This window comes from Sphingopyxis granuli, from assembly GCF_001559015.1.
In the GTDB taxonomy this organism is placed as follows: Bacteria; Pseudomonadota; Alphaproteobacteria; order Sphingomonadales; family Sphingomonadaceae; genus Sphingopyxis; species Sphingopyxis granuli.
This window is the reverse complement of sequence record NZ_CP012199.1, coordinates 118,053-144,752: the sequence shown is the minus strand read 5'-3', so window position 1 is coordinate 144,752 and position 26,700 is coordinate 118,053. Positions and strand designations below refer to the sequence as shown.

General features: G+C 64.5%; 24 protein-coding genes. 13 read left to right on the top strand and 11 right to left on the bottom strand.

Annotated features, from left to right (window positions below):
• The 6 genes from SGRAN_RS00695 to SGRAN_RS00670 all read right to left on the bottom strand — a co-directional run bounded on the left by SGRAN_RS00695 (window position 1) and on the right by SGRAN_RS00670 (window position 4,933).
• The gene (locus SGRAN_RS00695; RefSeq protein ID WP_223181178.1) at window positions 1–390 is read right to left on the bottom strand and encodes a DUF305 domain-containing protein; all 390 of its coding nucleotides are present in this window, start codon (window positions 388–390) and stop codon (window positions 1–3) included.
• 92 nt (window positions 391–482) lie between these two features.
• Entirely contained in the window at window positions 483–1,694 is a 1,212-nt protein-coding gene (locus tag SGRAN_RS00690) for a copper resistance protein B (RefSeq protein ID WP_067179817.1), read from the bottom strand.
• Window positions 1,691–3,526: a copper resistance system multicopper oxidase gene (locus SGRAN_RS00685; protein ID WP_404950389.1), complete on the bottom strand. Its 1,836-nt coding sequence runs from the start codon at window positions 3,524–3,526 to the stop codon at window positions 1,691–1,693. The genes SGRAN_RS00690 and SGRAN_RS00685 overlap by 4 nt, the downstream gene beginning before the upstream one ends.
• 119 nt (window positions 3,527–3,645) lie before the next feature.
• Entirely contained in the window at window positions 3,646–4,230 is a 585-nt protein-coding gene (locus SGRAN_RS00680) for an RNA polymerase sigma factor (RefSeq protein ID WP_067179814.1), read from the bottom strand.
• Complete coding sequence (locus tag SGRAN_RS00675; RefSeq protein WP_067179812.1) at window positions 4,227–4,664, bottom strand: periplasmic heavy metal sensor; 438 nt, start codon at window positions 4,662–4,664, stop codon at window positions 4,227–4,229. The genes SGRAN_RS00680 and SGRAN_RS00675 overlap by 4 nt, the downstream gene beginning before the upstream one ends.
• Window positions 4,665–4,666: 2 nt before the next feature.
• A complete protein-coding gene (locus tag SGRAN_RS00670; protein ID WP_067179810.1) occupies window positions 4,667–4,933 on the bottom strand; it encodes a hypothetical protein in 267 nt (88 codons plus the stop codon).
• A gap of 137 nt (window positions 4,934–5,070) precedes the next feature.
• On the opposite strand from SGRAN_RS00670, the gene copC reads away from it, so the two are divergent.
• The 7 genes from copC (at window position 5,071) to SGRAN_RS00635 (ending at window position 11,867) form a co-directional block, all read left to right on the top strand.
• A complete protein-coding gene (gene copC, locus SGRAN_RS00665) occupies window positions 5,071–5,460 on the top strand; it encodes a copper homeostasis periplasmic binding protein CopC (RefSeq protein ID WP_237234043.1) in 390 nt (129 codons plus the stop codon).
• A 6-nt stretch (window positions 5,461–5,466) separates the two neighbouring features.
• Window positions 5,467–6,435 carry a copper homeostasis membrane protein CopD gene (gene copD, locus SGRAN_RS00660; protein ID WP_067179807.1) on the top strand — a complete coding sequence of 323 codons (969 nt, stop codon included), beginning with the start codon at window positions 5,467–5,469 and terminating at the stop codon, window positions 6,433–6,435.
• A complete protein-coding gene (locus tag SGRAN_RS00655; protein WP_232314621.1) occupies window positions 6,432–7,157 on the top strand; it encodes a helix-turn-helix domain-containing protein in 726 nt (241 codons plus the stop codon). Before copD ends, SGRAN_RS00655 begins: the two co-directional genes overlap by 4 nt.
• Window positions 7,158–7,294: 137 nt before the next feature.
• Window positions 7,295–7,972, top strand: coding sequence for a class I SAM-dependent methyltransferase (locus SGRAN_RS00650; RefSeq protein WP_067179804.1), 678 nt, complete (start codon window positions 7,295–7,297; stop codon window positions 7,970–7,972).
• 166 nt (window positions 7,973–8,138) lie between these two features.
• Window positions 8,139–10,460, top strand: coding sequence for a heavy metal translocating P-type ATPase (locus SGRAN_RS00645; RefSeq protein WP_067179802.1), 2,322 nt, complete (start codon window positions 8,139–8,141; stop codon window positions 10,458–10,460).
• 43 nt (window positions 10,461–10,503) lie between these two features.
• Window positions 10,504–10,980: a YybH family protein gene (locus tag SGRAN_RS00640; RefSeq protein ID WP_067179799.1), complete on the top strand. Its 477-nt coding sequence runs from the start codon at window positions 10,504–10,506 to the stop codon at window positions 10,978–10,980.
• Window positions 10,981–11,237: 257 nt separating this feature from the next.
• Window positions 11,238–11,867, top strand: coding sequence for a c-type cytochrome (locus SGRAN_RS00635; protein ID WP_053555656.1), 630 nt, complete (start codon window positions 11,238–11,240; stop codon window positions 11,865–11,867).
• 188 nt (window positions 11,868–12,055) lie between these two features.
• Here the strand turns inward: SGRAN_RS00635 and SGRAN_RS00630 are convergent, their stop codons facing one another.
• Window positions 12,056–14,131, bottom strand: coding sequence for a TonB-dependent receptor (locus SGRAN_RS00630; protein ID WP_067179796.1), 2,076 nt, complete (start codon window positions 14,129–14,131; stop codon window positions 12,056–12,058).
• 313 nt (window positions 14,132–14,444) lie between these two features.
• On the opposite strand from SGRAN_RS00630, the gene SGRAN_RS00625 reads away from it, so the two are divergent.
• The 6 genes from SGRAN_RS00625 to SGRAN_RS00600 all read left to right on the top strand — a co-directional run bounded on the left by SGRAN_RS00625 (window position 14,445) and on the right by SGRAN_RS00600 (window position 21,152).
• Complete coding sequence (locus SGRAN_RS00625) at window positions 14,445–14,804, top strand: hypothetical protein (protein WP_053556385.1); 360 nt, start codon at window positions 14,445–14,447, stop codon at window positions 14,802–14,804.
• Window positions 14,805–14,867: 63 nt separating this feature from the next.
• Complete coding sequence (locus tag SGRAN_RS00620; RefSeq protein WP_053555658.1) at window positions 14,868–15,134, top strand: hypothetical protein; 267 nt, start codon at window positions 14,868–14,870, stop codon at window positions 15,132–15,134.
• Window positions 15,135–15,197: 63 nt separating this feature from the next.
• Complete coding sequence (locus SGRAN_RS00615) at window positions 15,198–16,424, top strand: TolC family protein (RefSeq protein ID WP_053555659.1); 1,227 nt, start codon at window positions 15,198–15,200, stop codon at window positions 16,422–16,424.
• A complete protein-coding gene (locus SGRAN_RS00610; RefSeq protein WP_053555660.1) occupies window positions 16,421–17,653 on the top strand; it encodes an efflux RND transporter periplasmic adaptor subunit in 1,233 nt (410 codons plus the stop codon). The genes SGRAN_RS00615 and SGRAN_RS00610 overlap by 4 nt, the downstream gene beginning before the upstream one ends.
• Window positions 17,650–20,784, top strand: a complete 3,135-nt coding sequence (locus SGRAN_RS00605; protein ID WP_067179793.1) for an efflux RND transporter permease subunit — start codon at window positions 17,650–17,652, stop codon at window positions 20,782–20,784. Before SGRAN_RS00610 ends, SGRAN_RS00605 begins: the two co-directional genes overlap by 4 nt.
• Window positions 20,781–21,152 (top strand): copper-binding protein, encoded by a 372-nt coding sequence (locus SGRAN_RS00600; RefSeq protein ID WP_067179792.1) that lies wholly within the window; start codon window positions 20,781–20,783, stop codon window positions 21,150–21,152. Before SGRAN_RS00605 ends, SGRAN_RS00600 begins: the two co-directional genes overlap by 4 nt.
• Before the next feature lie 25 nt (window positions 21,153–21,177).
• Here SGRAN_RS00600 and SGRAN_RS00595 read toward each other — a convergent pair whose 3' ends face one another.
• The 4 genes from SGRAN_RS00595 to SGRAN_RS00580 form a co-directional block, all read right to left on the bottom strand.
• Entirely contained in the window at window positions 21,178–21,975 is a 798-nt protein-coding gene (locus tag SGRAN_RS00595; protein WP_053556386.1) for a sulfite exporter TauE/SafE family protein, read from the bottom strand.
• On the bottom strand, window positions 21,972–23,552 hold the full coding sequence (locus SGRAN_RS00590; protein WP_067179789.1) for a bifunctional protein tyrosine phosphatase family protein/NAD(P)/FAD-dependent oxidoreductase: 1,581 nt from the start codon (window positions 23,550–23,552) through the stop codon (window positions 21,972–21,974). The genes SGRAN_RS00595 and SGRAN_RS00590 overlap by 4 nt, the downstream gene beginning before the upstream one ends.
• Before the next feature lie 31 nt (window positions 23,553–23,583).
• Window positions 23,584–24,531, bottom strand: a complete 948-nt coding sequence (locus SGRAN_RS00585) for an MBL fold metallo-hydrolase (protein WP_067179787.1) — start codon at window positions 24,529–24,531, stop codon at window positions 23,584–23,586.
• A gap of 186 nt (window positions 24,532–24,717) precedes the next feature.
• Entirely contained in the window at window positions 24,718–26,517 is a 1,800-nt protein-coding gene (locus SGRAN_RS00580) for an amidohydrolase family protein (protein ID WP_200905403.1), read from the bottom strand.
• Window positions 26,518–26,700: the final 183 nt, after the last annotated feature.

Below are 26,700 nucleotides of genomic sequence, written 5' to 3'. Positions count from 1 at the left end.
TCATTTCCTCGCGAGAATGGATTTCATCTGTTCGATTTCGGCCGCCTGCCCCGCGATGATGCCGCGGCAGAGTTCGCGTATCTCGGCATCCTTGAGAGAAGCCTGTTCACACATGAGGATCGCACCCGAATGATGCGGGATCATCGAACGCAAGAAGGCCGTGTCGCCGATCGTCGTCTGTGTCCGGATGAGCCCGAAGCTCCCGAAGAAGGCAACTGCCGATCCCAGCAGCAGGAACGTATTGAGACGTTTCGACGGGAACATGCCCGGCATTGCGACGATCATCAGCACGACCATCGGCGAGACCATCATCAGCGTCATGTAGAGCATGTTGAGATTATTGTAGAAGCTCGAGAGGCGGTCGATCATGACGAACATCACCAAATACATGATGACGCCGCTGACGATCGTCTGCAGCGCGAGGCTGCGATAGGCTGGTTTCACGGCATTTCTCCTCGACGTGTCGCCACCCCGCGAAACTTCTAGAACCAGGCCCGCACCCCCATCACGAAGCTGACGCCGCTCGCATCCTCGCCCGCGGCGCGGGCAAAACGCGCGGTATCGCCGACCTTGCGCGCCCATTCGACGCCGACATAAGGCGCGAATTCCTTCACGACCTCGTAACGCAGGCGAAGCCCGAGCTCGAAATCCGAAAGCCCCGAACCAACGCCGGTCTCGGGGACATCCTGGAGCGCAAAATTGACCTCCGCCATCGGCTGGAGGATCAGCTTCTGGGTGATGCGCTGGTCGTAATAGCCTTCGAGCCGGGCGAGCAGGTCACCCTTGTTCGAAAGAAACAGCGCGCCCTCGACTTCGAACCAATAGGGGGCGAGCCCCTCGAAGCCGATCGTCGCATAGGTGCGGTCGGGGCCGGGCCCAAGATCCTGCCTGATACCCGCCTGCGCGTTGAAATAGGGCCCGATCGCCCGGCTGTAGAGCGCCTGTACCTCGGCGCTCTCGATGCCTTCGCCGAACACGCCCTCGCCTTCGCTCTTGATCGTCAGCCGGTTGATGTCGCCACCATACCAAGCCTCACCGTCCCAGCGGAAGCCGTCGCGGCCTTTGCGCGCCTGATATTCGGCGAGGTTGAAGCTGATGAAAGCGATGGTCTGCGCACCATTCTCTTTCATCATGTCGTGGCGCGAATGCTCCATTTCAGCCTTGGGGTAGATTCGATCGGCATACCAGTCGCCGGGAGGCGCAGGCGCGGTAGCATCGCCCGGCGGCAAATCGGTGCCGCTAGCGCTGCTCGTGGTCACCATGTCTTCCATTCCCGCCATGGGGTCCGCAGATCCGCCCTTCGGGGTGCAATGGCCCATTTTGGCATGTTCGGGCGGGCAATCGGGATCGGACGGCTGCGGTGCGCCATGATCCATCGCGTCCATGTCCGAAGCACCCTTGTCTGGAGCCTCCGCCTCAGGCGTACAATGACCCATCGCCGCATGTTCGGGCGGGCAGCTTGAAGCCTCGGGTTCCATGTCCATGCCCTGCATGTTCCCATGGTCCATCTGCTCCACCGACCCTTCGGCGGGCGCTTCGGGCGCGGGCTGCGCTACCGGCGCTGGCGTTGGCGAGGGAGCGGGTGTCGGCGCGGGCGCCGCACCATGCATCGAATGATCCATCGACTGCGCCGCGGCGGGCACAGCAAAGGCCAGCGGGGCGATACCCGCGAGGAGAAGCGCGACCCGGGTCATTCGCCGTCTCCCTTCGGACGGACGCTGACGACGCGCATCATCCCCGCGTGCATGTGATAGAGAAGGTGGCAATGGAACGCCCAGTCGCCGAGCGCGTCGGCTGTGAAATCAAAGCTCGCAGTCCCGCCCGGCTGGACGAGCACCGTATGCTTGCGCGGCGAGCGGTCGCCCTTCCCCGTCACCAGCTCGAAAAAATGGCCGTGCAAGTGGATCGGATGGCTCATCATCGAATCGTTGATGAGGTTGATCCGTACCCGCTCGCCCTCGATGAAGGGAATGGGCTCGTGATAGTCGGACATCTTGATGCCGTCGAACGACCACATGAAGCGTTCCATGTTGCCGGTCAGATGGATATCGAGCGAGCGCGAGGCGGCGCGGGTATCGGGGTTGCGTTCTAGCGCGACAAGGTCATGATAGGTCAGCACCTTGTGCCCGACATCCTCGAGCCCCTGCCCCGGCTCGCCCATGCGATCCATCGGCATCGGCGAGATCGTCTGGACGCTGGGATCGCGCTTGACCTGCGGCGCGACACTGAAGTCGCGCATGCTGTGCTGCATGCCTCCGCCCGATCCATGATCCATGCCCGCCATCGCGCCGCTTTCCCCCGCGGGCGTACAATGGCCCATCTTGGCATGTTCGGGAGGACAGGAAGGGTCGCTCGCCGGCATGGGCATGGCGCCCATATCGCCGCCCGAATGGTCCATACCCGCCATCGAGCCACCCGACATGTCGCCCATGCCCATGTCCTTCATGGTCGCGAGCGGGCGTTCGCGCAGGGGCGGCACCTCGGCGACCATGCCGGCGCGCGGTGCGAGCGTCGCGCGTCCCATGCCCGACCGGTCATTGGCCTCGGCAACGAGCGTATAAGCACGGTCCTCGACCGGCGTGACGATGACATCATAGGTTTCGGCGACCGCGATCTGGAACTCGTCGATCTCGGTCGGCACGACATTGAGCCCATCAGCCTGCACCACGGTCATCCTGAGGCCCGGGATGCGGACGTTGAAGATCGTCATCGCCGACGCATTGACGATACGCAGGCGCACCCGCTCGCCCGGGCTGAAGAGCGCGGTCCAGTTGTCGCGCGGACCATGGCCGTTGACGAGGAAGGTGTAGGTCGAACCATTGACGTCGGCGACGTCGGTCGGGTCCATCCGCATCTTGCCCCAATCGATCCGCTCCTTGAGCGGTTGATCCTTGCCGGCGAGCAGGCCCGCCAGCGTCTGGCGCTGCATGTTGAAATGGCCGGGATTGACCTTGAGCTTGCGGAAGATCGCCTCGGGCGACAATTGACTGTGGTCGGACAGGACGACGACATGCTCGCGGTCGTAGCCGATCGGGTCGGCGCCCGCGGGATCGATGACGATCGGACCATAATGGCCGAGCTGTTCCTGAAGCCCCGAATGGCTGTGATACCAATAGGTCCCCGATTGAACGACGGGAAATTCATAGACAAACTTCGAGCGCGGCTTGATGCCGGGGAAGCTGACGCCGGGAACACCGTCCATCTGGAACGGCAGGATCAGCCCGTGCCAGTGGATCGAGCTGTCCTCGTCGAGATCGTTGACGACGGTCAGGCGCGCTGTCTGCCCTTCCTTCAGCCGGACGAGCGGCGCGGGCACTGTGCCGTTGATCCCGATCGCGCGGCTGACCTTGCCGTCGATGCGCATCGTCTGCCGGGCGATGCGCAGCGTTATGTCATTGCCGGATACGGTCGGAAGCGGCGCGGTGATGCCGGACGACACCGACTGGGCCCAGGCCGGGAACCATGCGGCCATCGCCGCAGCAGCCCCTCCACCCAAAGCTCCACTGACGAACCGACGCCTTTCCATCTGCATATTCTTTCCGACCGTTACTGACTGTTCCTAAAGCTATACGCAGGCGGCACGGCTGCCCCTCAATAAAAATGCCGGACGATGAGGAGATGCCGCCTGAACGAGCGGTCGAACCCTCAACCCTCGGCGCTCGCAGATGTTCCCGCGAGCAATTCCCGGAGCCTGGTCCGCGCTCGATAGAGGCGCGTTTCGACCGTTTTCTCGCTGACGCGCAAAATGACCGCTGTTTCGGCCTGGCTGACCTCGTCGACACCGCGGAGGAGCAACACTTCGCGCAAATTCTGCGGCAGCTGATCGATCGCCCCGCGAACCTTGGCGAGCTCTCGCCTGTCGGTCGCCGCGGAATCGGGCCCAGGACCATCGCTTGCTACGTGATGCGCATTTTCGAGCGGGAGCGCGCGGGAGAAAAAGGCGCGCACCTTTCGCCGTCGTGCCCAGTCGCGACATTTGTTGAGCGCGATACGGGCGATCCATGTGCGGAAGGGGCGTTCGCCATCATAGCGATCGAGCGCCGAAAAGCCGGAGACGAACGTCTCCTGCGTCAAATCCATCGCCTCGTCGGCATCTCCGATCTGCTTTACGATGAGCCGGTAGACGCCCGTTTTGTAACGGCGCAGCAACTCGCGATAGGCGTCTTCGCGGTGCGCGCGCGCAAAGGCCGCCAGATCCTGGTCGCTACATTGCGATAGGTCGGCGCTCACCGCGCATCGGCGGTCAGCGCCTTGACCACGCTTTTGTCGAACATTTCCGCTTGATCGGGGTTGAGAACCCCGCGCATCGCGAAGAGATGCTGGAGCGTTTCCTTCTGCAATGTCCCCATCACCTCATGCGTCTCGTCGATCGCCTCGGTGACGCGCGGTCCATAGCCATGCTCGGCTTCGATCGCCTGCGCGAGCCGGACGTTGGCGGCGCGCATCTCGAGTTCGAGCGCCTGGCGGCGACCGGCGAAGTCGGCTTCGATCCGCTCGAGTTTCCTTTCCTGCTCCGGGGTCAGGTCAAGTTGACCGTGAAGAAGCGCATGAAGTTCGGTTTCGCTGGCTCTGGGCGCATCGGCCACCAGACGGCCGACGAACACGCCGGCAATCGCCGCGGCGAAAGCAATGAGCCCCACGAGAAGAAGACGGCGCGACGGCATCGTTACTGCACGCCCAGCAAGGTGGAAGGCGCCAATGCGCTAGGCGGACCGAACGGGGTAAGGGGACTTGCCGCGACCGCCGGCTGTGAAATCGCGCTCCCCGCGAAAATACCGCCGCCAAGGGAGACAAAGGCCGCGAGCGCCATCAGGCGGCGCGTCGCTACCGCTTCGCGCCGGCGGATCGCCAATGCGCCCATGATGCGATCGTCGAGCGCGTCGAGCGCTGCGGGCAGATCGATCCTATTCAAAATGCGAAGCTCCTCATCCATCGATCGTCTCTTCAAACCTTTCCATCATTGTACATACGCGCCGAAGCGCTTCACCCCTCACACCGGAATATTATTCCGGAATATTTGAGGGCCGTGCCGATATCCTGCGTATTAGCAGGACAGACACGCATTTGGAGGTGTTCATGTTCAAGTCTCTTCTCCCCTCTGCAGCCGCGGCTTTCGCACTGCTTATCACGCCGGTCGCGGCGAGCGCGCACACCAAGCTCGTCAGCTCGACGCCGGCCGCCAATTCGACCGTTTCGAAGGTCACGTCGGTCAATCTTCAGTTCAACGAAAAGATCGTCGCCTCGACCCTTAAGACCGAGCTGGTCATGACCGGCATGCCCGGCATGGCCAATCATGCCCCGATGAAGGTGCCTTACTCGTCGATGATGGGCAAAGAGGGCAAGTCGGCGATGCTGATGCTCAAGCGGCCGCTGACAGCCGGAACCTACAAGGTCACATGGTCGGCGGCGGGCGCTGATACCCACCGCATGGGCAGCGAATTCAGCTTCACCGTAAAGTAAAAGACGGTGGGGGACCCCGTTCTGATCGGCATCAGGTTCGCACTTTATGCGGACCTGATGCTCATCGCCGGCCTTGCTGCGTTCCCGCTTTTTGCGCTGACGCGGAGCGAACGCCATGAGCCGCAGCCGATGATGGCCGCGATCTGGCGCGCAGAACGATGGCTCTGCGCCATCGGGCTGCTCGTCTCCACCCTCGGAATGGGCGTGCTCGCGGCCTCGATGCAGGGCGTGGGCATCCTCTCCCTGGAGTTCCAACCCTTTTGGGATCTGGTTCGCGAAACCGAGGTCGGCATGGCCTGGATCTACCGGAGCGCCGCGCTGCTCGTTGCGTTGGCGGCGGCAGTCTGGATGACGCGCCGGCCGACAATCGCAGCCGCCATACTCACTCTTGCCGGCTCGGTCGCCGTCGCGACCTTGGTCTGGTCGGGCCATGCGGGCGCGACCGAGGGCGCGGCGGGCACCCTGCATCGGGCCAGCGACATATTGCACCTGATCGCAGCGGCGGTCTGGATCGGCGCAATCGGCGCCTTTCTTATGCTGATCTCGCCCCAGCGCCTCCGCGAATGGCCGGGGGGACTCCAAATTGCGTCGCGGAGTCTCGATCAATTCTCGCGCGTCGGTACGATCTGCGTCCTCGTCATCGCCGCCACCGGCCTCGTCAACAGCCAGATGATCGTCGGCGCCGAGAATCTCGGCCGCTCCCTCGGCTCGCCCTATGGACAATTGCTCCTCGCCAAGCTTGCGCTGTTCGGACTGATGTTAGCGCTCGCGGCGGCGAACCGCTGGCAGCTGACCCCGGCGCTCGCGGCCGCCGTCCCGGAGACCAATACCGACAATGTCGCCGCCGACCCCGACCTCGCGATCGCAGCCATGCGCAGAAGCCTGGTCATCGAAGCGTCGGCCGCGCTCGCCATACTCGCGCTGGTCGCCTGGTTCGGCACGCTCGAACCCTTCGTCGCCGTCGATCCGGTTTGACCGCCAGCACCGTCTCATGGTCCGGTTCGATCATGCTCGGGGCCGGCTGGGCGTTGATTGACGCACGCATCGGGAGCAGCCGTCCTCATAGCCATGTGGCGCATCAGATCAGCCTCGCCGTCGAACGAGACCTCGAAATTTCCGGTGATGCCGACATGATAGTCCCAGCCGGACACGCCATTGCCATCGCATCGCATGTCCGGCACCGCCTGGGACCGCCGGGTGCCCTCGTGCGATCATTTTATCTCGACCCGCTTTTTCGTGCCGACGCGCGGCTGTCCGCCGGATCGGCGCCCGTCCTGTTGACACCAGTAGAGACGGCCGGACTATGCGATATCGCTAGCGGCGCGGACGCGAAGCGCTGGGCGTCCGACTATCTCGACCGGTCGCAGGTGCGTCCGGTGGATGCACGCCTGTCCGAGGCGCTCGCAGCCCCTAGTGATTTGTCGACCGCGCGCGCGTTGGCCGACGTCGCCTGCCTCTCGCCCTCGCGCCTTCGCGAAATCGTCTGCCGCGACTTCGGCGTGCCTCCGGCCAAATTGCTGCAGTGGCTCCAGCTTCAACGCGCCGTGCGGGCGCTGGTCGGCGGCGGAGGTCTCGCCGACGCCGCGGCAGCGGGAGGCTTCGCCGATCAGTCGCACTTCACGCGCCGCTGCGCTCAATGGCTAGGCGTGACACCTTCGGCTGGCCTTAGCGCCTTCGCGTTCGAAATCGTGCCCTGAGCCGGATGCGCCTCGCACCGCGTCGCTCCGGCGAAACATTCAAGACCGCCGCGCCTGCTTGCCCCTAAGCGTCTCCTCGAGACCGGCGAGTGCGGCCGCAATCCGGCGGCAAGCCAAAGCGTCGAAAGGAGACGGCCATGCCCGACCCGAAACCCGTAGCAAGATCCTACACGCCAGCGGCAGGATATCACTTCCTGACGCCCTTTTATGATTTCGGCGTCGCGGTGACGACGCGCGAGCGCGTGTGGCGCGACCGTCTCGTTCGCCATATGGCGCTCGGCGAGGGTGACGTCATTCTCGATATCGGCTCGGGTACGGGAAATCTCGCGCTGGCGATCGCTCGCCATAGCCGGGACGTCCGCTATCTTGGTTTCGACCCCGACGAGGCCGCGACGCGAATTGCCCGAACGAAGACCGCGCAGATTGTTCCACCGCCGGAGTTTCGAGTTGGCTTTTTCGCGGCTTCGGCGATCGATGACTGGCCCTCGCCTTCCAAGATTGCGATCTGCCTCGTCCTTCATCAGGTCGGGCTTGAGGAAAAGGCACGTCTGCTACGCGAGGCCCGGCAGGTGCTCGCGCCGGGCGGCAAACTCTATGTCGCCGACTATGGAGAACAGCGCAGCCGCCTCATGCGGTTGCTGTTCCGCCTGACGATCCAGCAGCTCGACGGCGTCCAGGACACCCAACCCAACGCCGATGGATTGCTCCCGGTGCTGATGAGAGAGGCAGGCTTTTGCGATGTTCGCGAACTTGAGACGTTCCGCACGCCAACCGGTGCGATCGCGATCATCGAGGCCCGAAAGCCCGGGACCTGACGGCACAGGGCAAAGAAAATCCAAGGGATAATCGCCTTTCTTGCGTATCGATAGAAGCGGCTCCATTCTGGAACCGCCAGGAACGACGCCAGCGGCGAACTCGACCGGTGGCGTTTGGACCGCCCCGCCGCGAGGCGGGCATCCGACACATACGGGAGCGGCGGCGATGCACGATCATCAGGGCGCAGAAAAAGGCAGCGGGAGCACGACCGATCCCGTCTGCGGCATGACGGTCGATCCGGCCACCACACCTCACACCGCGACGCATAGCGGCAAGCATCACTATTTCTGCAGCGCAGGCTGCCTCGCCAAATTCGAGGCCGATCCCGATCTTTATGCCGCAAAAAGCGAGCCGGCCGCAGCCGATGCACCCGAAGGCGCCATCTGGACCTGCCCGATGCATCCCGAAATCCAGCGCGCCGGCCCCGGAAGCTGCCCGATCTGCGGCATGGCACTCGAGCCCGTCATGCCGACAGCATCGGACGGCCCCAGCGAAGAATATCGCGATATGCGGCGGCGCTTCTGGATCGGGCTCCTTCTCGCCCTCCCGGTGGTTGCGCTCGAAATGGGCGGCCATCTGACGGGCCTCCACCAATATGTCGGCCGCCAGACGAACAACTGGATCCAGATGCTGCTCGCGACCCCCGTTGTGCTATGGGCTGGCTGGCCCTTCTTCGAGCGCGCCTGGCTCTCGATCCGCAACAAGAGCCTCAACATGTTCACCCTCATAGCGATGGGGACGGGCGTTGCCTGGGGCTACAGCATGATGGCGGCGATTCTCCCGCAAATCTTCCCGGCAGCTTTCCGCGCCGCCGATGGTTCGGTCGCGGTCTATTTCGAGGCCGCCGCAGTCATCACGGTCCTGGTGCTACTCGGGCAGGTGCTCGAACTCAGGGCCCGCGAAACGACGAGCGGCGCGATCCGCGCGCTCCTTGACCTGACACCGAAGCTCGCCCGGCGCGTCCGCAGCGATGGAAGCGACGAGGAGGTAGCGCTCGAGGAAGTCGCGGTCGGCGACATGCTGCGCATCCGTCCGGGCGAAAAGGTCCCCGTCGATGGCATCGTCGTAGAAGGCCGCGGCACAGTCGACGAATCGATGGTTACGGGCGAATCGATGCCGGTCACCAAGGCGGCCGGCGCGGCGCTGATCGGCGGGACGATCAACCAGACGGGCGGCCTGCTCATGCGCAGCGAGAAGGTCGGGCGCGACACGATGCTCGCGCGGATCGTACAAATGGTCGCCGACGCGCAGCGCAGCCGGGCGCCGATCCAGCGTCTCGCCGATACCGTTTCGGGCTGGTTCGTGCCCGGCGTCATCGTCGTCGCCATCGTCGCTTTCATTGTCTGGTCGCTTCTCGGCCCCGCGCCCGCCATGGCCTATGGCCTTATCGCCGCCGTCTCGGTGCTCATCATCGCCTGCCCCTGCGCGCTCGGCCTCGCGACGCCGATGTCGATCATGGTCGGCGTGGGGCGTGGCGCCGAAGCCGGCGTGCTGATCAAAAATGCCGAGGCGCTTGAACGGATGGAGAAGGTCGACACCCTCGTCGTCGACAAGACCGGGACGCTGACCGAAGGCAGGCCCTCGGTCGTCGCCATCGAAGTCGCCGAAGGCTTCGAAGAGCAGGATCTGCTCCGGATTGCCGCGAGCCTCGAGCGCAGCAGCGAACATCCATTGGCGGCCGCGATCGTCAAGGCCGCCGAGGACCGGGGCCTCGCGCTGGTCGAGCCGTCGGGGGTCGACCAGCCGGTCGGCAAGGGTATCGTCGGGGTCGTCGACGACAAGGCGATAGTCCTCGGCAATGCGAGCTTTCTTGAAGAATATGACGTCGATCTGGGCGCGCTCACCGAGGCAGCCGACCGCCTTCGCACAGACGGCGCGACGGCGATCTACATCGCGGTCAATGGCAAGGCGGCCGGGGTCATCGCCATCGCCGACCCCGTCAAGGAAACGACGGGCGACGCGCTCGCGGCGCTGCGCGAGGCCGGAATCAAGGTCATCATGCTCACCGGCGACAATCGCGTCACCGCCGAGGCGATCGCGCGGCGCCTCGGCATCGACGACGTTGAGGCCGACGTCCTCCCCGACCAGAAGAGTGCGGTCGTGCAGCGGCTGCGCGAAGAGGGCCGGATCGTCGCGATGGCCGGCGACGGGGTCAACGACGCCCCCGCGCTCGCCGCCGCTGACGTCGGCATCGCGATGGGCTCGGGAACCGATGTCGCCATCGAAAGCGCGGGTGTGACGCTGCTGCGCGGCGACCTTCTGGGCATCGTGCGGGCGCGGCATCTCAGCCATGCGACGATGGCGAACATCCGCCAGAATCTCTTCTTCGCTTTCGCCTATAATGTCGCCGGGATTCCGGTCGCTGCGGGCGTGCTCTATCCGGTCTTCGGACTATTGCTCTCGCCGGTCATTGCCGCCGCTGCGATGGCACTCTCGTCCGTCAGCGTCATCGCCAATTCGTTGCGGCTGCGCTTTGCCAGAATCTGATCGAAACCACCGGAGAAGTTCGGACGCAATAAGGGGAAATGATATGAGACGACTGACGATTACAGCAATCACATTGGCCATGCTGGTGGCCGTCCCGGCTCAGGCGACCGAGCCTGTGGATTATCAGGGCGCGGCGGCAGCGCTCGCGCAGTATAAATCAGCGATGGAAAAGCGGGACCTGACCGGCGTCGAGGCACTCTTTTCGCCAGACGCCCAGATATTCGAGTCGGGCGGCGTCGAAGGGAATTTCGCCCACTATCGCGACCATCACCTCGGTCCCGAACTCAAGGAGTTCAGATCCTTTGCCTTCCGCAACTACAAGATATCGGTTCGGGGCGAAGGCGATGTAGCGATCGCGACCGAGACCTATAGCTTCTCGATCGTACTCGCGAGCGGCGAAACAATCGAGCGGGACGGCGTCGCAACGAGCGTCCTTAAATGGGAAAACGGAAAGTGGCAGATCCTCAATCTGCACAGTTCCTCACGCAAGCCCAAGGTGCGGCCGGCGGGCGGCGCCTGATCGCGTGAAGAAAGGGCTCGCCCCCGAGGCTCGCGGGCCCGGGCGGGCCCTGAGGCCTCGCCGAGCCCGCGCCTGAACGAAACGCATAAGTCCGATCGAGTAAGGGGCGCCCGGAATTACCTCGACGCGGCAAGTACGCAAACCACCTGTCTCCTTTGCGACAAGGGAAAACCTGTTGCGGTGCGTATCATCTGTTGAACAGCCTTTGCATCGCGTTCGGCTTCACAGCTCAACGCTTGTTTTGAGGGAGATAGACGATGGAGCGTTTTCGAAACTTCGATTTCCGGAAGCACATGCCTAGCTTGGCGTTCACGCTCCTGGCCGTTGCCGTCATAGCTGGCGCTGGAGCAATCACCGTCTATCTCGGCCTGTACAATATAGCGGCCGATGCACCTCATAGCCGACTGACTTACAGCGTCATCGAAACATTCAGGGAGCAATCCATCGCAGCCCGGTCCGGATCGATCGCGGTGCCGGCGGATTTGGCGGCTCCGGCGCGGATCGCATCGGGCGCCGGACTATACACGGAGATGTGCAGCGGCTGCCATCTGGCGCCCGGAATGGAAAAAACCGAAATGAGTCAGGGGCTGTATCCGCAAGCGCCCATCTTGTTCAAAGGTTCGGATCGTTCTGCCTCGGAGCAATTCTGGATCATCAAGCATGGAATCAAGATGACCGCCATGCCGGCGTGGGGAAAAACGCACGATGATCGTCTTATCTGGGATATGGTCGCGTTCATCCGGCAACTTCCAAGCCTGTCGCCGGCTCAGTATCAGGCAATGACGCAGAATGTGCCAATGGACCATGACGCGATGATGAAAGGCATGACAGAGGCCAAGGCCGCGAGTCAGGAAACAAGCGAGGCGGGCGAACACGCAGGGCACTGACCTCATCGACAATTGCATATCGCCGACCCTTGTCGGCGTGAGTCAACCCGTTCACGCGACGGCGCCCTGTGGAACGAGAACGTATCATGACCTGCGTTCAGGCGAGGTATTCCTCCCGGGCGCGCTAGCGCCCGGGAGGACCGACGACCGTAGGGGAGCCGCCGGAGAACCTCGCGAGACGAGGAACTTCAGAAGAAATAGCGCAGCTGCAGCCCGTACTGACGCGGCTCGCCGTAGATGTAGAGCGGAAGGGTCGGATTCGAGACACCGGTGGCGTCCGTCCCGATCGTACTATAGCTCACATATCGCTCGTCGGTCAGATTTCGGCCATAAAGTGCAATTTCCCACGCTTCGCTAGCTGGCTGCCAGGCGATACGGCCGTTGACGAGAGTCGTGGCGTTTCCGGAAAAGAGCGGATTGTTGCTGGGCTTGAAAAAGACGCTGTCGCGCCAAGAGATGTCGGTCCGCAATGTCAGCATTCCGCCGCCCAGGGACGCCTTATATTCTCCGCCGAGAGTGATGTTCCACTTGGGCGCGTTGGGCAGCCGCTTGCCTTTGAGGCTTGCACCGGCATCGTCAAAATAGACATCGTAGCGAGCATCGAGATAAGCGATCGTCGATGTGAGCGTCAGACGATCGAACGGCCGCGCCATCAGTTCCGCCTCGACCCCCTTGATCGTCGCCTTGCCGGCGTTGGTGGTACTGGCAACGCCATTGTTATACTCAACCACCTGAAGATTGGTGTAATCATAGTAGAAGGCCGAAACATTTGCTCGAAGCCGACGATCGAGGAGCGTCGATTTCAGGCCGACTTCGTAGCTCCAAATATATTCCGGGAGGAAGGGCCGCCCGTCGCCCAGCTGGAATCCGCCCGATTTGAACCCGCGGGTTGCCGACGCATAAACCATGACGTCGTCGGCAACGTCGTAATCGATCCCGATTTTCGGAGTCCAGGCGGTCCAGGATGATCTGGGCTGGCCGGCATCGACCTGGTTTCCGTTCAGCAAGACCCGATATGCGAAATCCTTCTTCTCGTAGGAATAACGGAGCCCCCCGGTCAAACGGAGGCGCTCGATGAGTTCGTAGCTCGCTTGACCGAAAAGCGCGAAAGCGTTCGTCGTATTGTTTTCCGGGATCGCGAGCCGACGGCCCGGTTCGATGATCCGTATTTCGTCATTGCCCTTTTCGTTGAGATAGAAGGCTCCGACGATCCAGCGCAGCTTGTCTGCATCATTGTTGAGCAGTTGGAACTCCTGCGTGAAGCTGCGAGAGCGTTCGAAAAACTCGATATCGCGGAGGAAGAGGTCGGTCGAGTCGACATCGAGCGCCTGGACGACCTTGCTCTTGCGCAGCGCAGTGATCGAGCGGATCGTGACCGGACCACCATCCCAGTTCATCGTCGAGGACACGCCCCAAGCATCGACGTCGTAACGCGGCAGGCGGTCGAGCGCGGCTTCTTTGTCATTGGCCGGGATCGTCGCCCCCGCATCGATGAAGCCTTGCGGATAAAAGGGCCGGACAGACCGTGCGCCGGTCTCGCGATCGCGGCTGGCATCCGCCCGCAGCACGATCTCAAGACGGTCGCTAGCGTCGATCGCAAGCGTCAGTCGTCCGGCGAGATTGTCTTCATTCTGGTATCGCCGTCCCGAAACGATGTCGCGGTAGATGCCGTCACGCTGGTTGGCAAGCAAGGTGAGACGGCCTCGGACGCCCGCTCCGAGCGGCCCCGAAATCGTGCCACTAAGCGAGCGCTTCTCATAATTTCCGACTGTGAGCCCCAGCGCGCCGGTCAAATCCTCCGTTGGCATCTTGGAGATGATGTTGAGCGTGCCGCCGGCGGAGTTGCGACCGAAGAGAACGCCCTGCGGACCGCGCAGAACCTCGATGCGTTCAACGTCGAACAAATCCTGATAGCTCGTCGTCGGACGCGAGATGTAGACACCGTCGTAATGGACCGTCGTGCTGGGATCGGTCGCAACGCCGAACGCGGAGGTGCCGATTCCACGAATATTGATGATCGCCATGGAATCGTTGGTGATCGACACGCCCGGCACGAAAAATTGCAGGTCTTCGACGTTGGATATGCCCGTTGCCGTAAGCGCCTCGCCGGTCATCGCTGTGACCGAGACGGGAACAGACTGCAAATTTTCCTCGCGCTTCTCGGCCGTTACGATGATCTCCGCGAGGCCTTCCGACTGGGCTTCCTGAGCCTGCACAGGCATTGCGAACGCCATCGCAATCGCCGCGAGCGAAGTTCGCTGCATTGTGCGCTTCTTTAACGAGCAACAGTATAGATTGTTCACTACGCTTCCCCTGTTTCGAAGAACTGCGCCGTCGCGCAGCTCAAATGAGTTTCGGGGAAGTCGAGGACAAAAACATGCATGCCCGGAAACCGCTGTTTACGGCTTCCGGGTTCAAACACCCAACATCCCCTACTGAGATTGATTACGCACCAGAACGCCCCATCCCTCAAAAAATGGTACAGAGAACGTTTGACCGATGGAATTGGGCTCTCCGATTTGTCCGGCTTGCCAGAATGAAGTTGACGCGGAATGCGCCAAGGATCATGCTTTCGTCATGAAGCGCCGCTTCTCGCTCCTGCTCCTTCTCGGAGCCTTGCTGGGTCTCTTGGCCCAGGAAGCGGCGTTCGCTTCAGCGATGCCGATGCCCGACACGGCCATCACCGCGTCCGCAATGAGCGACGAATGCGCGGAGATGATGGGCATCGACAAGTCGCAGGACAAGAGGCCCTGCCAAGGTCTCACGCTCGACTGCATTGCCAAGATGGGCTGCGCGCTTCCGCCCGCCGTCGTATCGCCGGCTATGCCGCTCGAAACGAAAGCGCATGTTCCAGGCTTGCTCGATCCGCTTCCTGTCCGGCGGCTCGCTGGCAGAACATTCGGCCCCGAACCCGATCCACCTCTATCCCTCGGCTGAATTGCAAAAGGCGAACCGCGCTTCCGGCGCGCCTTTCCTAGCTTTTCAACCGAGGAATTCGACATGAAACCTATTTTTGCTCTTGCCGCACTCGCGGCCGCAACGCTTGCCGCTCCCGTTTTCGCACAGGAAGCGCCGGGGGGCCATTATGAATGGCAGACCCGCCAGGTGCCGGGGCCGAACAAGTCCAATACCACCTCGCGGGTCCGCGTCTGGGTGAAGGACAAGTCCGCCCAGATGGCCAACTGCGACTGCGACATGATGAAGGCCGATCCGGCCGATTGCATGAAAAAAATGACCGGCGGCCACATGGCGCACCCCGCGGCGTAATATCTCCATCCCCGGCGCCTATGCGCCGGGGATGGCCTCGCCCGATCCAAAAAGGGGGAAATCATGCGCCTTTTCTTTGCGGCAGCCGTGCTTGCGCTGCCCACGGCCCTGCACGCCGAACCGATGTCGCTCGATGATGCGCTTCGGCTGGCGGAAACGCGAGCGCCCGAATTACAAGCCCGAGAAGCCGGGCTCGATGCCGCGCGGTCGGCGGCAATCGCCGCCGACCGGCTTCCCGACCCGAAGCTCAATCTCGCCATCCAGGATTTCCCGGTAACCGGTCCCGATGCGGGCCGGTTCAATCGCGACGATTTCACGATGCAGGTCATCGGCGTCAGCCAGGATTTCCCGAACCCCGCCAAGCGACGCGCACGCGCGACGCGCGCGCAGGCCGATATCGGAATCGCCCGCGCCGACGAGGCAGTTACCGCGCAGGACGTCCGGCTCGCGACTGCGCTTGCCTGGGTCGATCTCTTCTATGCCAAGAAGCGGCTGAAGGAACTCGACCTGCTCGACGCCGGTCTCGGGGATTTGCAAGCAACGGTGACGGCGCGACTAGCGAGCGGCGCGGCGCGCCCGGCGCAAGCGCTGGAGCCCGATCAGCTTCGCGCCGCGATCAACGACCGCCGCAGCGCGCTCGCCGCCGAGATCGCCCGCGCCCGCGCACAGCTCGCGCGTTTCACCGGCGACCCCGTCGCCGACACGGCGGGTGACCCGCCGCCGCCGACGGTCGACGAGGCGACGCTCCGCGCCGGCATCGACGCCTTGCCGCGGCTGCGCGCGCTCGATGCCCGCACGTTGGCGGCCGACGCCGAAACGGGTCTTGCGCGCGCCGACAAGCGCCCCGACTGGAGCGTCAATGCGGCCTATGGACGTCGCGAGCCCAATTATGGCGACCTCGTCACGCTCGGCGTCACCATCGACCTGCCCTTCTTCTCGAAGAAGCGGCAGGACCCGAAAATCGCGGCGCGAGCCAGCGAAGCGACGCGTGCGCGCCTCGACCGCGAGGCCGCGAAGCGCGACATCACGGCGGCGCTCGATGCCGATCTCGCCGACCATCGCATGCATCATGAGCAGCTTGGCAATGCACGGTCGCGGCTGGTCCCGCTCGCCAAGAAGCGCGCTGAACTCGACCTCGCCAGTTACGCCGCCGGGAAGCTCGACCTCGGGACAGCGCTGCTGTCGACGCTCGCGCTGGTGGAGGCCGAAGTCGATGCGCTGGCGCGCGAAGCCGAGGTCGCGCGCGACGCGATCCGGATCAATTACATTTATGGGGAGACAGGGCGATGACCGATGCGACGTCAGCGGCGCGGTGGCGCGCCGCTATCCTGGCCGCGGTGCTGATCGCGGGCGGCGGCGGCTATTGGCTGGGACAGCGCGGGGACAGCCATGCGCCGGGGGGAACCCCCGCCGACAGCCGCAAGATCCTCTATTATTACGACCCGATGTTTCCGAACCAGAAGTTCGACAAGCCCGGCAAGTCGCCCTTCATGGATATGCAGCTCGAGCCTAAATATGCCGATGAGGCTGGCGGTTCTGGCACCGGCCCCGGCATCACGGTCGATCCGGCCGCGAGGCAGAGCCTCGGAATACGCGTCGTCGCGGCCGAAATGGGCAGTCTGGCGGCGACCTTCGACGTCAATGGCAGTGTGGATTTCAACCAGCGCGACGTCGCCATCGTCCAGGCGCGCTCGGGCGGCTTCGTCGAGCGCGTCTATCGCCTCGCGCCCGGCGACGTCATCGGCGCCGGCACGCCGATCGCCGACCTGCAATTGCCCGAATGGGGCGGCGCCCAGACCGAATATCTGAGCGTCAAGAAACTCGGACGCCCCGACCTCACTTCAGCGGCACGCCAGCGGCTGCGGCTGATGGGCATGCCCGAAGGGGTGATTGCCGAGGTCGACCGGACCGGACGAACCGGCGGCAGGCTGACGGTACGCGCTCCGATCGGCGGCGTCGTCCAGACACTTAATGCGCGCGCGGGCGTCACGCTCGCCACGGGGCAGACGCTCGCCGAAATTTCGGGGCTCGGCACGGTATGGCTCAACGCGGCGCTACCCGAAGCGCAGGCCGGGTTGGTCAACATCGGCCAGCGGGCGACGGCGACCCTTACCGCCTTTCCCGGCGAGAGCTTCGCCGGCAGGGTCGTGGCGATCCTGCCGACGACGACCGCCGACAGTCGGACTCTGACGGTGCGCATTGAACTCGCCAATCGCGGCGGGCGTCTCCGCCCCGGAATGTTCGCGGCGGTAGCGCTCGGCGGCGATGCCAAACCGGCGCTGCTGGTGCCGAGCGAAGCGGTGATCCGCACCGGCACGCGCAGCATCGTGATGCTCGAGAAGGGCGACGGTCGCTATCATCCTGCCGAAGTGGTCGCTGGGCGCGAAGGCGGCGGCAAGACCGAGATATTGCGGGGGCTCGCACCCGGCGAGAAGGTCGTCGCGTCGGGTCAGTTCCTGCTCGATTCCGAAGCGAGCCTGACCGGTCTCACCGTGCGCCCGCTGGAGCCTGCGCAATGATCGCGAAGATCATTCGCGCCTCGGTCGCGGCGCGCGGACTTGTCGTCGCGGCGGCACTGATCCTGACGCTGCTCGGGATCGCTGCGGTCCGCACGACGCCGGTCGATGCCCTGCCTGATCTCTCGGACGTTCAAGTCATCATCCGCACCACTTATGCGGGCCAGGCACCGCGGATCGTCGAGGATCAGGTCACCTATCCGATCACGACGACGATGCTCTCCGTGCCCGGAGCGCGCGTCGTGCGCGGCTATAGCTTCGTCGGCGACAGCTTCGTCTATGTGCTATTCGACGACGGCACCGATCCCTATTGGGCGCGCAGCCGCGTCCTCGAATATCTGAGCCAGGTGCAAAGCCGCCTCCCCGAGGGCGCACGCGCGAGCCTCGGCCCCGACGCAACCGGGGTCGGCTGGATCTATGAATATGCGCTGGTCGACAAGAGCGGGCGCCACGATCTTGCCGAGCTGCGCAGCCTCCAGGACTGGTTCCTGCGCTTCGAACTCAAATCGGTTCCGGGCGTCGCCGAGGTCGCGAGCATCGGCGGCATGGTGCGCCAATATCAGATCATCGTCGATCCGCAGAAGCTCGCCGCCTTTGGCGTAACGGCGCCGGAGGTGGCAGACGCGCTCAAACGCGCCAACCAGGAAAGCGGCGGCGGCAGCCTCGAACTCGCCGAAGCCGAATATATCGTCCGCGCGAGCGGCTATCTGAAATCGCTCGACGACTTCCGCGCGGTTCCTCTCCGCACTGCAAGCGGCGGCATTCCGGTTACGGTGGGCGACGTCGCGACGGTCCAAATCGGCCCCGACACAAGGCGCGGCATCGCCGAGCTCAACGGCGAGGGCGAGGTCGCCGGCGGCGTCATCGTCATGCGAGAGGGCAAGAATGCCCGCGAGGTTATCGACGGCGTACGCACCAAGCTCGCCGAGCTCAAGCGCAGTCTGCCGCCCGGGGTCGAGATCGTCACCACCTATGACCGTTCGGGGCTGATCGACCGCGCGGTCGACAATCTGACCTCGAAGCTCGTCGAAGAGTTCATCATCGTCGGGCTCGTCTGCGCGCTCTTCCTCTGGCACGCGCGCTCGGCGCTGGTCGCGATCCTGACCTTGCCGCTCGGCATCCTCATCGCCTTTATCGTCATGCGGCTGCAGGGGCTCAACGCCAATATCCTGTCGCTGGGCGGCATCGCGATCGCGGTCGGCGCGATGGTCGACGCAGCCGTGGTGATGATCGAAAATGCCCACAAGCATCTCGAACATTGGGAGCGCGATCATCCGGGCGAGGAATTGAAGGGCGCCGAACGCTGGCGCGTGATCACCGAGGCCGCCGCCGAAGTTGGGCCGGCGCTCTTCCTCAGCCTCCTCATCATCACCTTCTCGTTCATCCCGATCTTCACGCTCGAGGGCCAGGAAGGGCGACTCTTCGCGCCGCTCGCATTCACCAAAACCTATGCGATGGCCGCGGCCGCGATACTCTCGATCACGCTGGTTCCGGTGCTGATGGGCTGGCTGATCCGCGGCCGGATCCCCGCCGAACAGGCCAATCCGATCAATCGCTGGCTGACCCACGCCTATCGGCCGGCACTCGATTGGGTGCTCGACCGCCCTAAAAAGGCGCTCGTGATCGCCGCGCTCGTCTTCGCCACCAGCCTGTGGCCGATGACCCAGATCGGCGGCGAGTTCATGCCGCAGATGCGCGAAGGCGACCTGCTCTACATGCCCTCGGCGCTTCCCGGCATTTCAGCGGCGCGCGCGTCGAGCCTGCTCCAGCAAACCGATCGGCTGATCAAGACGGTGCCCGAGGTCGAGAGCGTGTTCGGCAAAGCAGGGCGCGCCGACACCGCGACCGACCCGGCGCCCCTAGAGATGTTCGAAACGACGATCCGCTTCAAACCGAAAGAGCAATGGCGTCCCGGCATGACCGAGGAAAAGCTGGTCGAGGAACTCGATGCGCGCGTCCGCGTTCCGGGGCTCGCCAATTTCTGGATTCCCCCGATCCGCAACCGCATCGATATGCTCGCGACCGGGATCAAGAGCCCGGTAGGTATCAAGGTCGCGGGATCGGATCTGGCGGCGATCGACCAGACCGCCAAACGCATCGAAACGGTCGTCAAGACCGTGCCCGGCGTCGCCTCGGCGCTGGCCGAACGGCTGACCGGCGGGCGCTATATCGACGTCGACATCGATCGCGCCGCGGCGGCGCGCTACGGCCTCAATGTCGCCGACGTGCAGTCCATCGTCTCCGGCGCGATCGGCGGCGAGACGATCGGCCAGACGGTCGAGGGGCTCGCGCGCTACCCGATCAGCGTCCGCTATCCTCGCGAGCTGCGCGACAGTATCGGCGAACTCGCTAGCCTGCCGATCCTGACGCCGTCGCGCCAGCAAATCACGCTCGGCACCGTCACCAGCGTGAAGGTGAGCGACGGCCCGCCGATGCTGCGCAGCGAGAATGGACGTCCGGTGACCTGGATCTATGTCGACAGCCGCGGCCGCGACCTGCAGGGGCTGGTGCAGGACATTCAGCGGGCGATCGCGCGCGACGTCAAGCTGCCCCCCAGCGTGAGCGTCTCCTACACCGGACAGTTCGAGTTCCTCGTCCGCGCGACCGAACGGATGAAGATCGTGGTGCCGGTCACGCTCGCGATCATCTTAGTCCTGCTCTATCTCACCTTCCGCCGCTGGGACGAGGCTTTACTCATTATGGCAAGCTTGCCCTTCGCGCTCACCGGCGGCCTGTGGCTGCTCTATCTGCTCGGCTATAACCAGTCGGTCGCGAGCGCGGTCGGGTTCATCGCGCTCGCCGGCGTCGCCGCCGAGTTCGGGGTCGTGATGCTTATCTATCTCAAGCAGGCGCTCGCCGCCCGCGACGACGGCGACATCAAGGCCGCGGTCCGTGACGGTGCGCTGCTGCGCGTGCGGCCCAAGGCGATGACCGTCGCAGTCATCCTCGCCGGCTTGTTCCCGATCCTCGTCGGGACCGGGACGGGTTCGGAGGTGATGAGCCGGATCGCAGCGCCGATGGTCGGCGGCATGCTCACCGCGCCGCTCTTGTCGATGTTCATCATTCCCGCCGCCTATCTGCTCATGCGGAGACGCGCGGCAAATCCCATTCAACCCGAAGGAGAAGCGACATGAAGAAATCTGTCACATTCGCGCTGGGCCTCGCGCTCACCGCAGGACTTGCCGCTTGCGGCCAGCAAGGCGAAACCTCGAAACCGGCCGAAGACGCGGCCGCGCCCGCGAAGGATGTCGGCGCCATGGCGATGCTGGCCGAAACCAGGCACGGCAAGGGCACGGGAAGCGTGACCGCAATCGACACCGCGGCCGGGGAGGTCACCCTCGATCATGGCGCGATCGCCGAACTCGATTGGCCGGCGATGACGATGGGCTTCGCCGCGCCGCAGAAGCTGCTGGAAGGTCTGGCGGTCGGAGACCGGGTGAGTTTCGAGCTCGACTGGAACGGCAAGGCGGGAACGATCACGCGGATTGAAAAGATGAAATAGACGGTGGCGGCGGGCGGCAGGAACCTCAACCGCCCGCGGTCGCGAAAAGAGCGCTCGCGCTCCTGACGAGCATATAGGCTGCGACCGTGAAGATAAGGCCGGCGAAGATCGCGGTCAGCGCCCCCCGGCTCGATAATTGACGCGCGGCGCGTGTCCCGGCGATACCGCCGGCGAGTCCCCCGGCGATGAAGACTGCGGCCAGCGGCCAGTCGATCAATCCCGACGCCGCATAGCTCAGCGCCGTGGTCAGCCCGAAGGCGGTGACCGCGACGAGGCTGGTGCCGACCGCGTTGAGGATCGGCATCTTCGTAGAGGCGATCAGCCCAGGCACGATCAGGAACCCGCCGCCGATACCGAAAAATCCCGAAAAGCCCCCGGTGCCGAGACCATAGCCGAGCACTTTCGGCGCATTATGGCGATTGCAGGCGGCCCCCTCAATGCCGGGATTGTCTCGCCCGCGCAGCATCAGCACGCCTACGACGAGCATCAGCAACGCGAAGAGGAAGAGCAGTTTCTGCCCGTCGATCGCCTTGCCGATGGTCGAGCCTGCGAGCGCGCCGACGATGCCGCTCCCCGCATAGAGAAAGCCGCAGCGCCATTTGACCGTCCCGGCGCGTGCATGCTGCGCGAGCCCCGAGGCCGCGTTGGCGGCAACCGCGAGCGCGCTCGTCCCGATCGCTACATGCGGGCTCGCGACCCCGACGAGATAGACCATCAGCGGCACTGCGAGAATCGAGCCGCCACCGCCGACAAGGCCGAGGGTGAAGCCGACGATGCCGCCCGACAGGCCGCCGAGCAGATATTGAAGCGTGTCGAGCGTCACGCCCCCGAACCGATCGGCGCCGGCGCCGCGAGCCACTCGCGGCCGCGCAGCATGCCGTGCCAGTAGACCGGCGGTAGAATCTTTTCCTTGAGCAGCCAGGAGATGCGCGACGGCCGCGTGCCCTCGATCATCCATTTGGGAAAGGTCGGGAGCAATTTCCCGCCATAGCCGAATTCGGCGAGGACGATCTTCCCTGCTTCGACCGTGAGTGGGCAGCTCCCATAACCGTCATAAGCTGCCACTGGCGGAGCGCCATCGAGCGCGGCGAGCGCGTTGAGCGCCACGACAGGCGCCTGTTTGCGCGCGGCGGCCGCGGTCTTGGCGTTGGTGGTTGCAGCGACATCCCCGAGCGCGAAGACATTGGCGTACACACTATGGCGGAGCGTCGCCTCGTCGACCGCGACGAAGCCGGAGGGCGCCGCGAGCGGGCTCGATGCGATAAATTCGGGGGCGACCTGCGGCGGGACGACATGGATCATGTCGAAGCGTTCCTCGACCCGGCGGACGGCGTCGCCGCGACGCTGCTCGAAGAGCGCGACTTTTGCCGGCCCGTCGATCGACACGAGACGCGATTCTAGCTGCAGATCGACGGCGTAGCGCGCGATATAGGCTTCGAGCGCAGGCACATAGGCAGCGACCCCGAACAGCGACGGCGTCGCCGTATGGAATTGCACCTCGGCCTGCCCGAGCAACCCGGCGCGCTCCCAGCGGTGGCACGAGAGATACATCGCCTTCTGCGGGGCGCCCGCGCATTTGATCGGCATCGGCGGCTGGGTGAACAGTGCACGGCCGCCGCGAAAACGGCGCACCAGACGGTCGGTATAGGGCGCAAGATCGTATCGATAGTTGGACGTTACGCCGTCCGCGCCGAGCGCTCCGGCGAGCCCTGGGATCGCGTCCCAGTCGAGCTTGAGCCCCGGACAGACGATGAGCGCGCGATAGCCGAGCACGCGCCCATCGGCGAGCGTCACCCGGTCGCTCGCGGGATCGAAGGATGCCGCCGCGCCGCGGACCCATTCGGCGCCTGCTGGGATCAGCCCCGCTTCGTCGCGCCGGGTTGCCTCGGCCGCAAAAATGCCGCCGCCGACCATCGTGAACCCGGGCTGGTAATAATGATCCGCGCATGGCTCGACGATCGCGATAGACACCCCGGGACGGCGGCGCAGAATGCTCGCTGCGGTCGCGATCCCCGCGCTGCCGCCACCGATCACGATGATATCATAATGCGCGACACTACCATCGGCGCCGCGCGCCGACGCCATACCGGCAAGCTGCTCGGAGCGCGCGCCTGAGCGGCAATAGGCCAGAACCGGCGCCGGGAGGTCGGCGAGCGCTCGGGCCATTGTGGCGACATCGCCTTCATCGATCCCGCCCGACATGACGGGAATATGCACGAAGCGAAGGCCGTGCGCCTCTGCAGCAGCGGCGATCGCCGCTGCCGTCGGCTGCCCTGCTTCCTCGCCATCGGGGCGATTGCAGACGATCGAGCGGAACCCCGACGCGGCGAGCGCGACGACATCGGCCGGGTCGATCTGCGGCGACACGCTGAGTGCTGGGGTCAGGCTCCTGATGGTCATTGTTTCTCCATTCGGGGAAAGGTGTCGGCGCTCACAGCCGATCGATCGGTATCTTGAGATAGGCGACGCCATTGTCCTCCGCGGGCGGCAAGCGCCCCGCCCGCATATTGACCTGTATCGAAGGCAGCAGCAGCCGAGGCATCGCGAGTTCGGTATCGCGCGCGCGGCGGCGAGCGACGAACTCGTCTTCGGAGATACCGTCGCGCGCGTGGACGTTTGCGGCACGCTGCTCGGCGACGGTCGTTTGCCAGCGGTGCTCCTGCCGCTCCGCGGTCAGATAGTCGTGGCACATGAAGAGCGGCGTATCGCCGGGGAGCTCAAGGATGCGGCGGAGCGACCGGAACAGAAAAACAGCATCGCCGCCCGGAAAATCAGCGCGCGCCGAGCCGTAATCGGGCATGAACATCGTGTCGCCGACGAACACCACATCGCCGATCACATAAGCAACACAAGCTGGCGTATGACCGGGAACATGGAGCACGGTAACTGGCAGTTCGCCAATTGCGAAACGGTCGCCATCGGACCAGAGACGATCGAAATCCGAGCCATCACGGCGAAATTCGGGTCCGGCGTTGAAGATGTCGCCGAATACAGCCTGAACGTCCCGGATATGCTCGCCGATCGCGATCGCGCCGCCGAGCCTTTCCTTGATCCAAGCTGCTGCCGAGAGATGATCGGCATGCGCGTGGGTCTCCAAAAGCCAGTCGATCGCGATGCCCTCGGCGCGGACATACTCCATGATCGCTTCGGCCGAGGCGGTCGAGGTACGCCCGGCAGCTGCGTCATAGTCTAGCACACTGTCGATCACCGCGCCGCGCTTCGTGCGCCGATCATGGACCAAATAGCTGATCGTCGAGGTCTCGGGATCGAAGAAGCCGCGCACCGCCGCCGTATCTTTCGCTATCGACAAAAGCTGATGCCGTGCAGCCGCGAGCGGGACATCCGCTGCTAAAGTCCATGCAGCCCGGTCCTCCTCCATGATCAGCGAATACTCCCTCCAGGAACAGCGGACGCGCGATTCTGAGCAAATGCATCCGCTCTCAATAGAAAGAGACGCAACGAAGCGAGTTTACCCCACTCCTATATTGCCCAACCGAGTCTGACACGGATGGAGCAAGGATCGCTCGCTTTGCGGCAGACCGCCGTAAGCGGCGCCGCGCGGGAATCAGTAAAAGCGAAGATTGTCGATTTCGCCCCATGAACTTGCGCCCGCCTCGCGCTGGACGACGACACCGACCTGCACGAGATCGTCGCCGCGCCAGGACGGCGCATCGCCGCGGCCGGGGCGCGTCGCCACGAGCGCGGAGAAGGGCACGCGCAGCTCGGACCAGCCTTCCTTCGCTTCGATCGGCGCGGTGAATTCGCCTGCGAGCGTGTTGACCACGAGGAGATAGCGGCCGGCGCCGCGCATATCGAGCCGGACGCCTGCGAACTTGCGCGCATCGACCGGACGGACCGAACCACGGCTCAAGGGCACGAGGATGCCGCCCTCGGGCTTGTCCTTGAGCGACATCTGCACCGCGAAGGCAAGCGCCGAGCCGTCGCCGCCCGCGTGGGTCACGCGGTTGGTGACCACCGAGGAACGCTCGACGCCGCCATCCATGTCGGTGAGGCGGAGCGTGTCGAGCGAGCTCCGTCCATCGGCGCGTTCGAAATCGTCGATCAGCGCCTCAGCGGGCAACGCCGGGAGCGTCGTGGCGAGGTTGCCCGCGGGCAGCTTCACCCCGGCGCCATGGACGAGCTTGCCGTCGACGAAAACACGGTCGATCTTCTCGACATCGCCGATCGCTTCCCACGGCTTGCCGTCGATGAGCACAAGATCGGCGCGCTTGCCCTTCTCGATCGTGCCGCGGTCGGCCGAAAGTCCGAGCGCGAGCGCGCTATTCGACGTGCCCGCGAGCAGCGCCGCCTTCGGCGTGAGGCCAGCCGCAACGAGCAATTCCATTTCCTGGAGCGTCGAGACGCCGTGCTTCGCACCGCCGATCCCCGCGTCGGTCCCGACCGCGATCGTGACGCCGGCCGCGTGGAGATTGCGGACATTCTCTTCGGCGAAGCCATATTTGCGAATGCGCAGGCGCGTCGCGGCGTCGTCCTTGCGCCCGGGGCCGATCTCGTCGGGCTTCAGCTGATAGATGGCGAGCGTCGGGGCGTAGAAGGTGCCCGCCTTCTTGATCCGGGCGATCGCGTCGGCATCGAGCACGCCGTCCTGGATGCTGTGCGCGATCACGTCGATGCCGGCGTCGGCGGCGAGCTTGCCGCGTTCGACGGTCACCGTATGAGTGAGCACGCGCTGGCCATGCTTGTGCGCCTCGTCGGCGAGTGCGGCGAGGGTCTCGACGTTCATCGAGGTTTCCTCGGGCAGCTGGCCGTAGCGCCAGCCGTCGGCGAAAGCCTTGATATAGTCGGGGCGATAGGGCTGGAGCGCCTGCACCTCGCGCCGCGCGCTCTCGGCGGTCGCGACCCATTTGGTGGTATTGGTGTCACCCCAGTCGGCGCCGTGGCCGCCCGGCGTGCTCATGCGCGCGACGAAGTTGACGTGCGGCGCGTAGATGTCGGCGAGCCAGGCGCGGCGCGGCGCGAAGGCTTCGGGCTGCTGGTGGAAGTCGTTCACGGTCGTCACGCCGCTCGAGAGGTAAGCGTTGGCGATTTGCGGCAGCGCGGCGGGCGAGCCCGACGGCGACCAGTGCGTATGGACGTCGATGAAGCCCGGGAGCAGCGCCTTGCCGTCGGCACGCACTATCTTCGCGCCCTTGGGAGCCTTGACGTCAGCTCCGACCGCATCGATCCGGCCACCCCGCACGACGACGGTGCCGCGATAGGGATCCTTGCCCGTGGCATCGAAGATCGTCGCGCCGGTGATCGCGACCAGCTCGCCGCCCGGTTCGGCGAGTACCGACTGGCTCGCCCAGCCAAGCCCGGCGGCGAGCGCCGTTCCCGCTACGATCATCTTCCGAAAACTGGCCACGCGCGTCTCCTCGATTGTCTGATTGTCGCCCTGCCCTGCTTTGACGCAGCGGCGGTAGATATCCCCACCAGCCTGTTCGGTCCGCGCCCGCCATGTCGCAACAATATGCGCTTGTCGACCGCATTGCTGCTGCGGAACCGCGCCGCACTTGCGTCTCTGCTTCCTGTACGCCCCGGCCGGGGC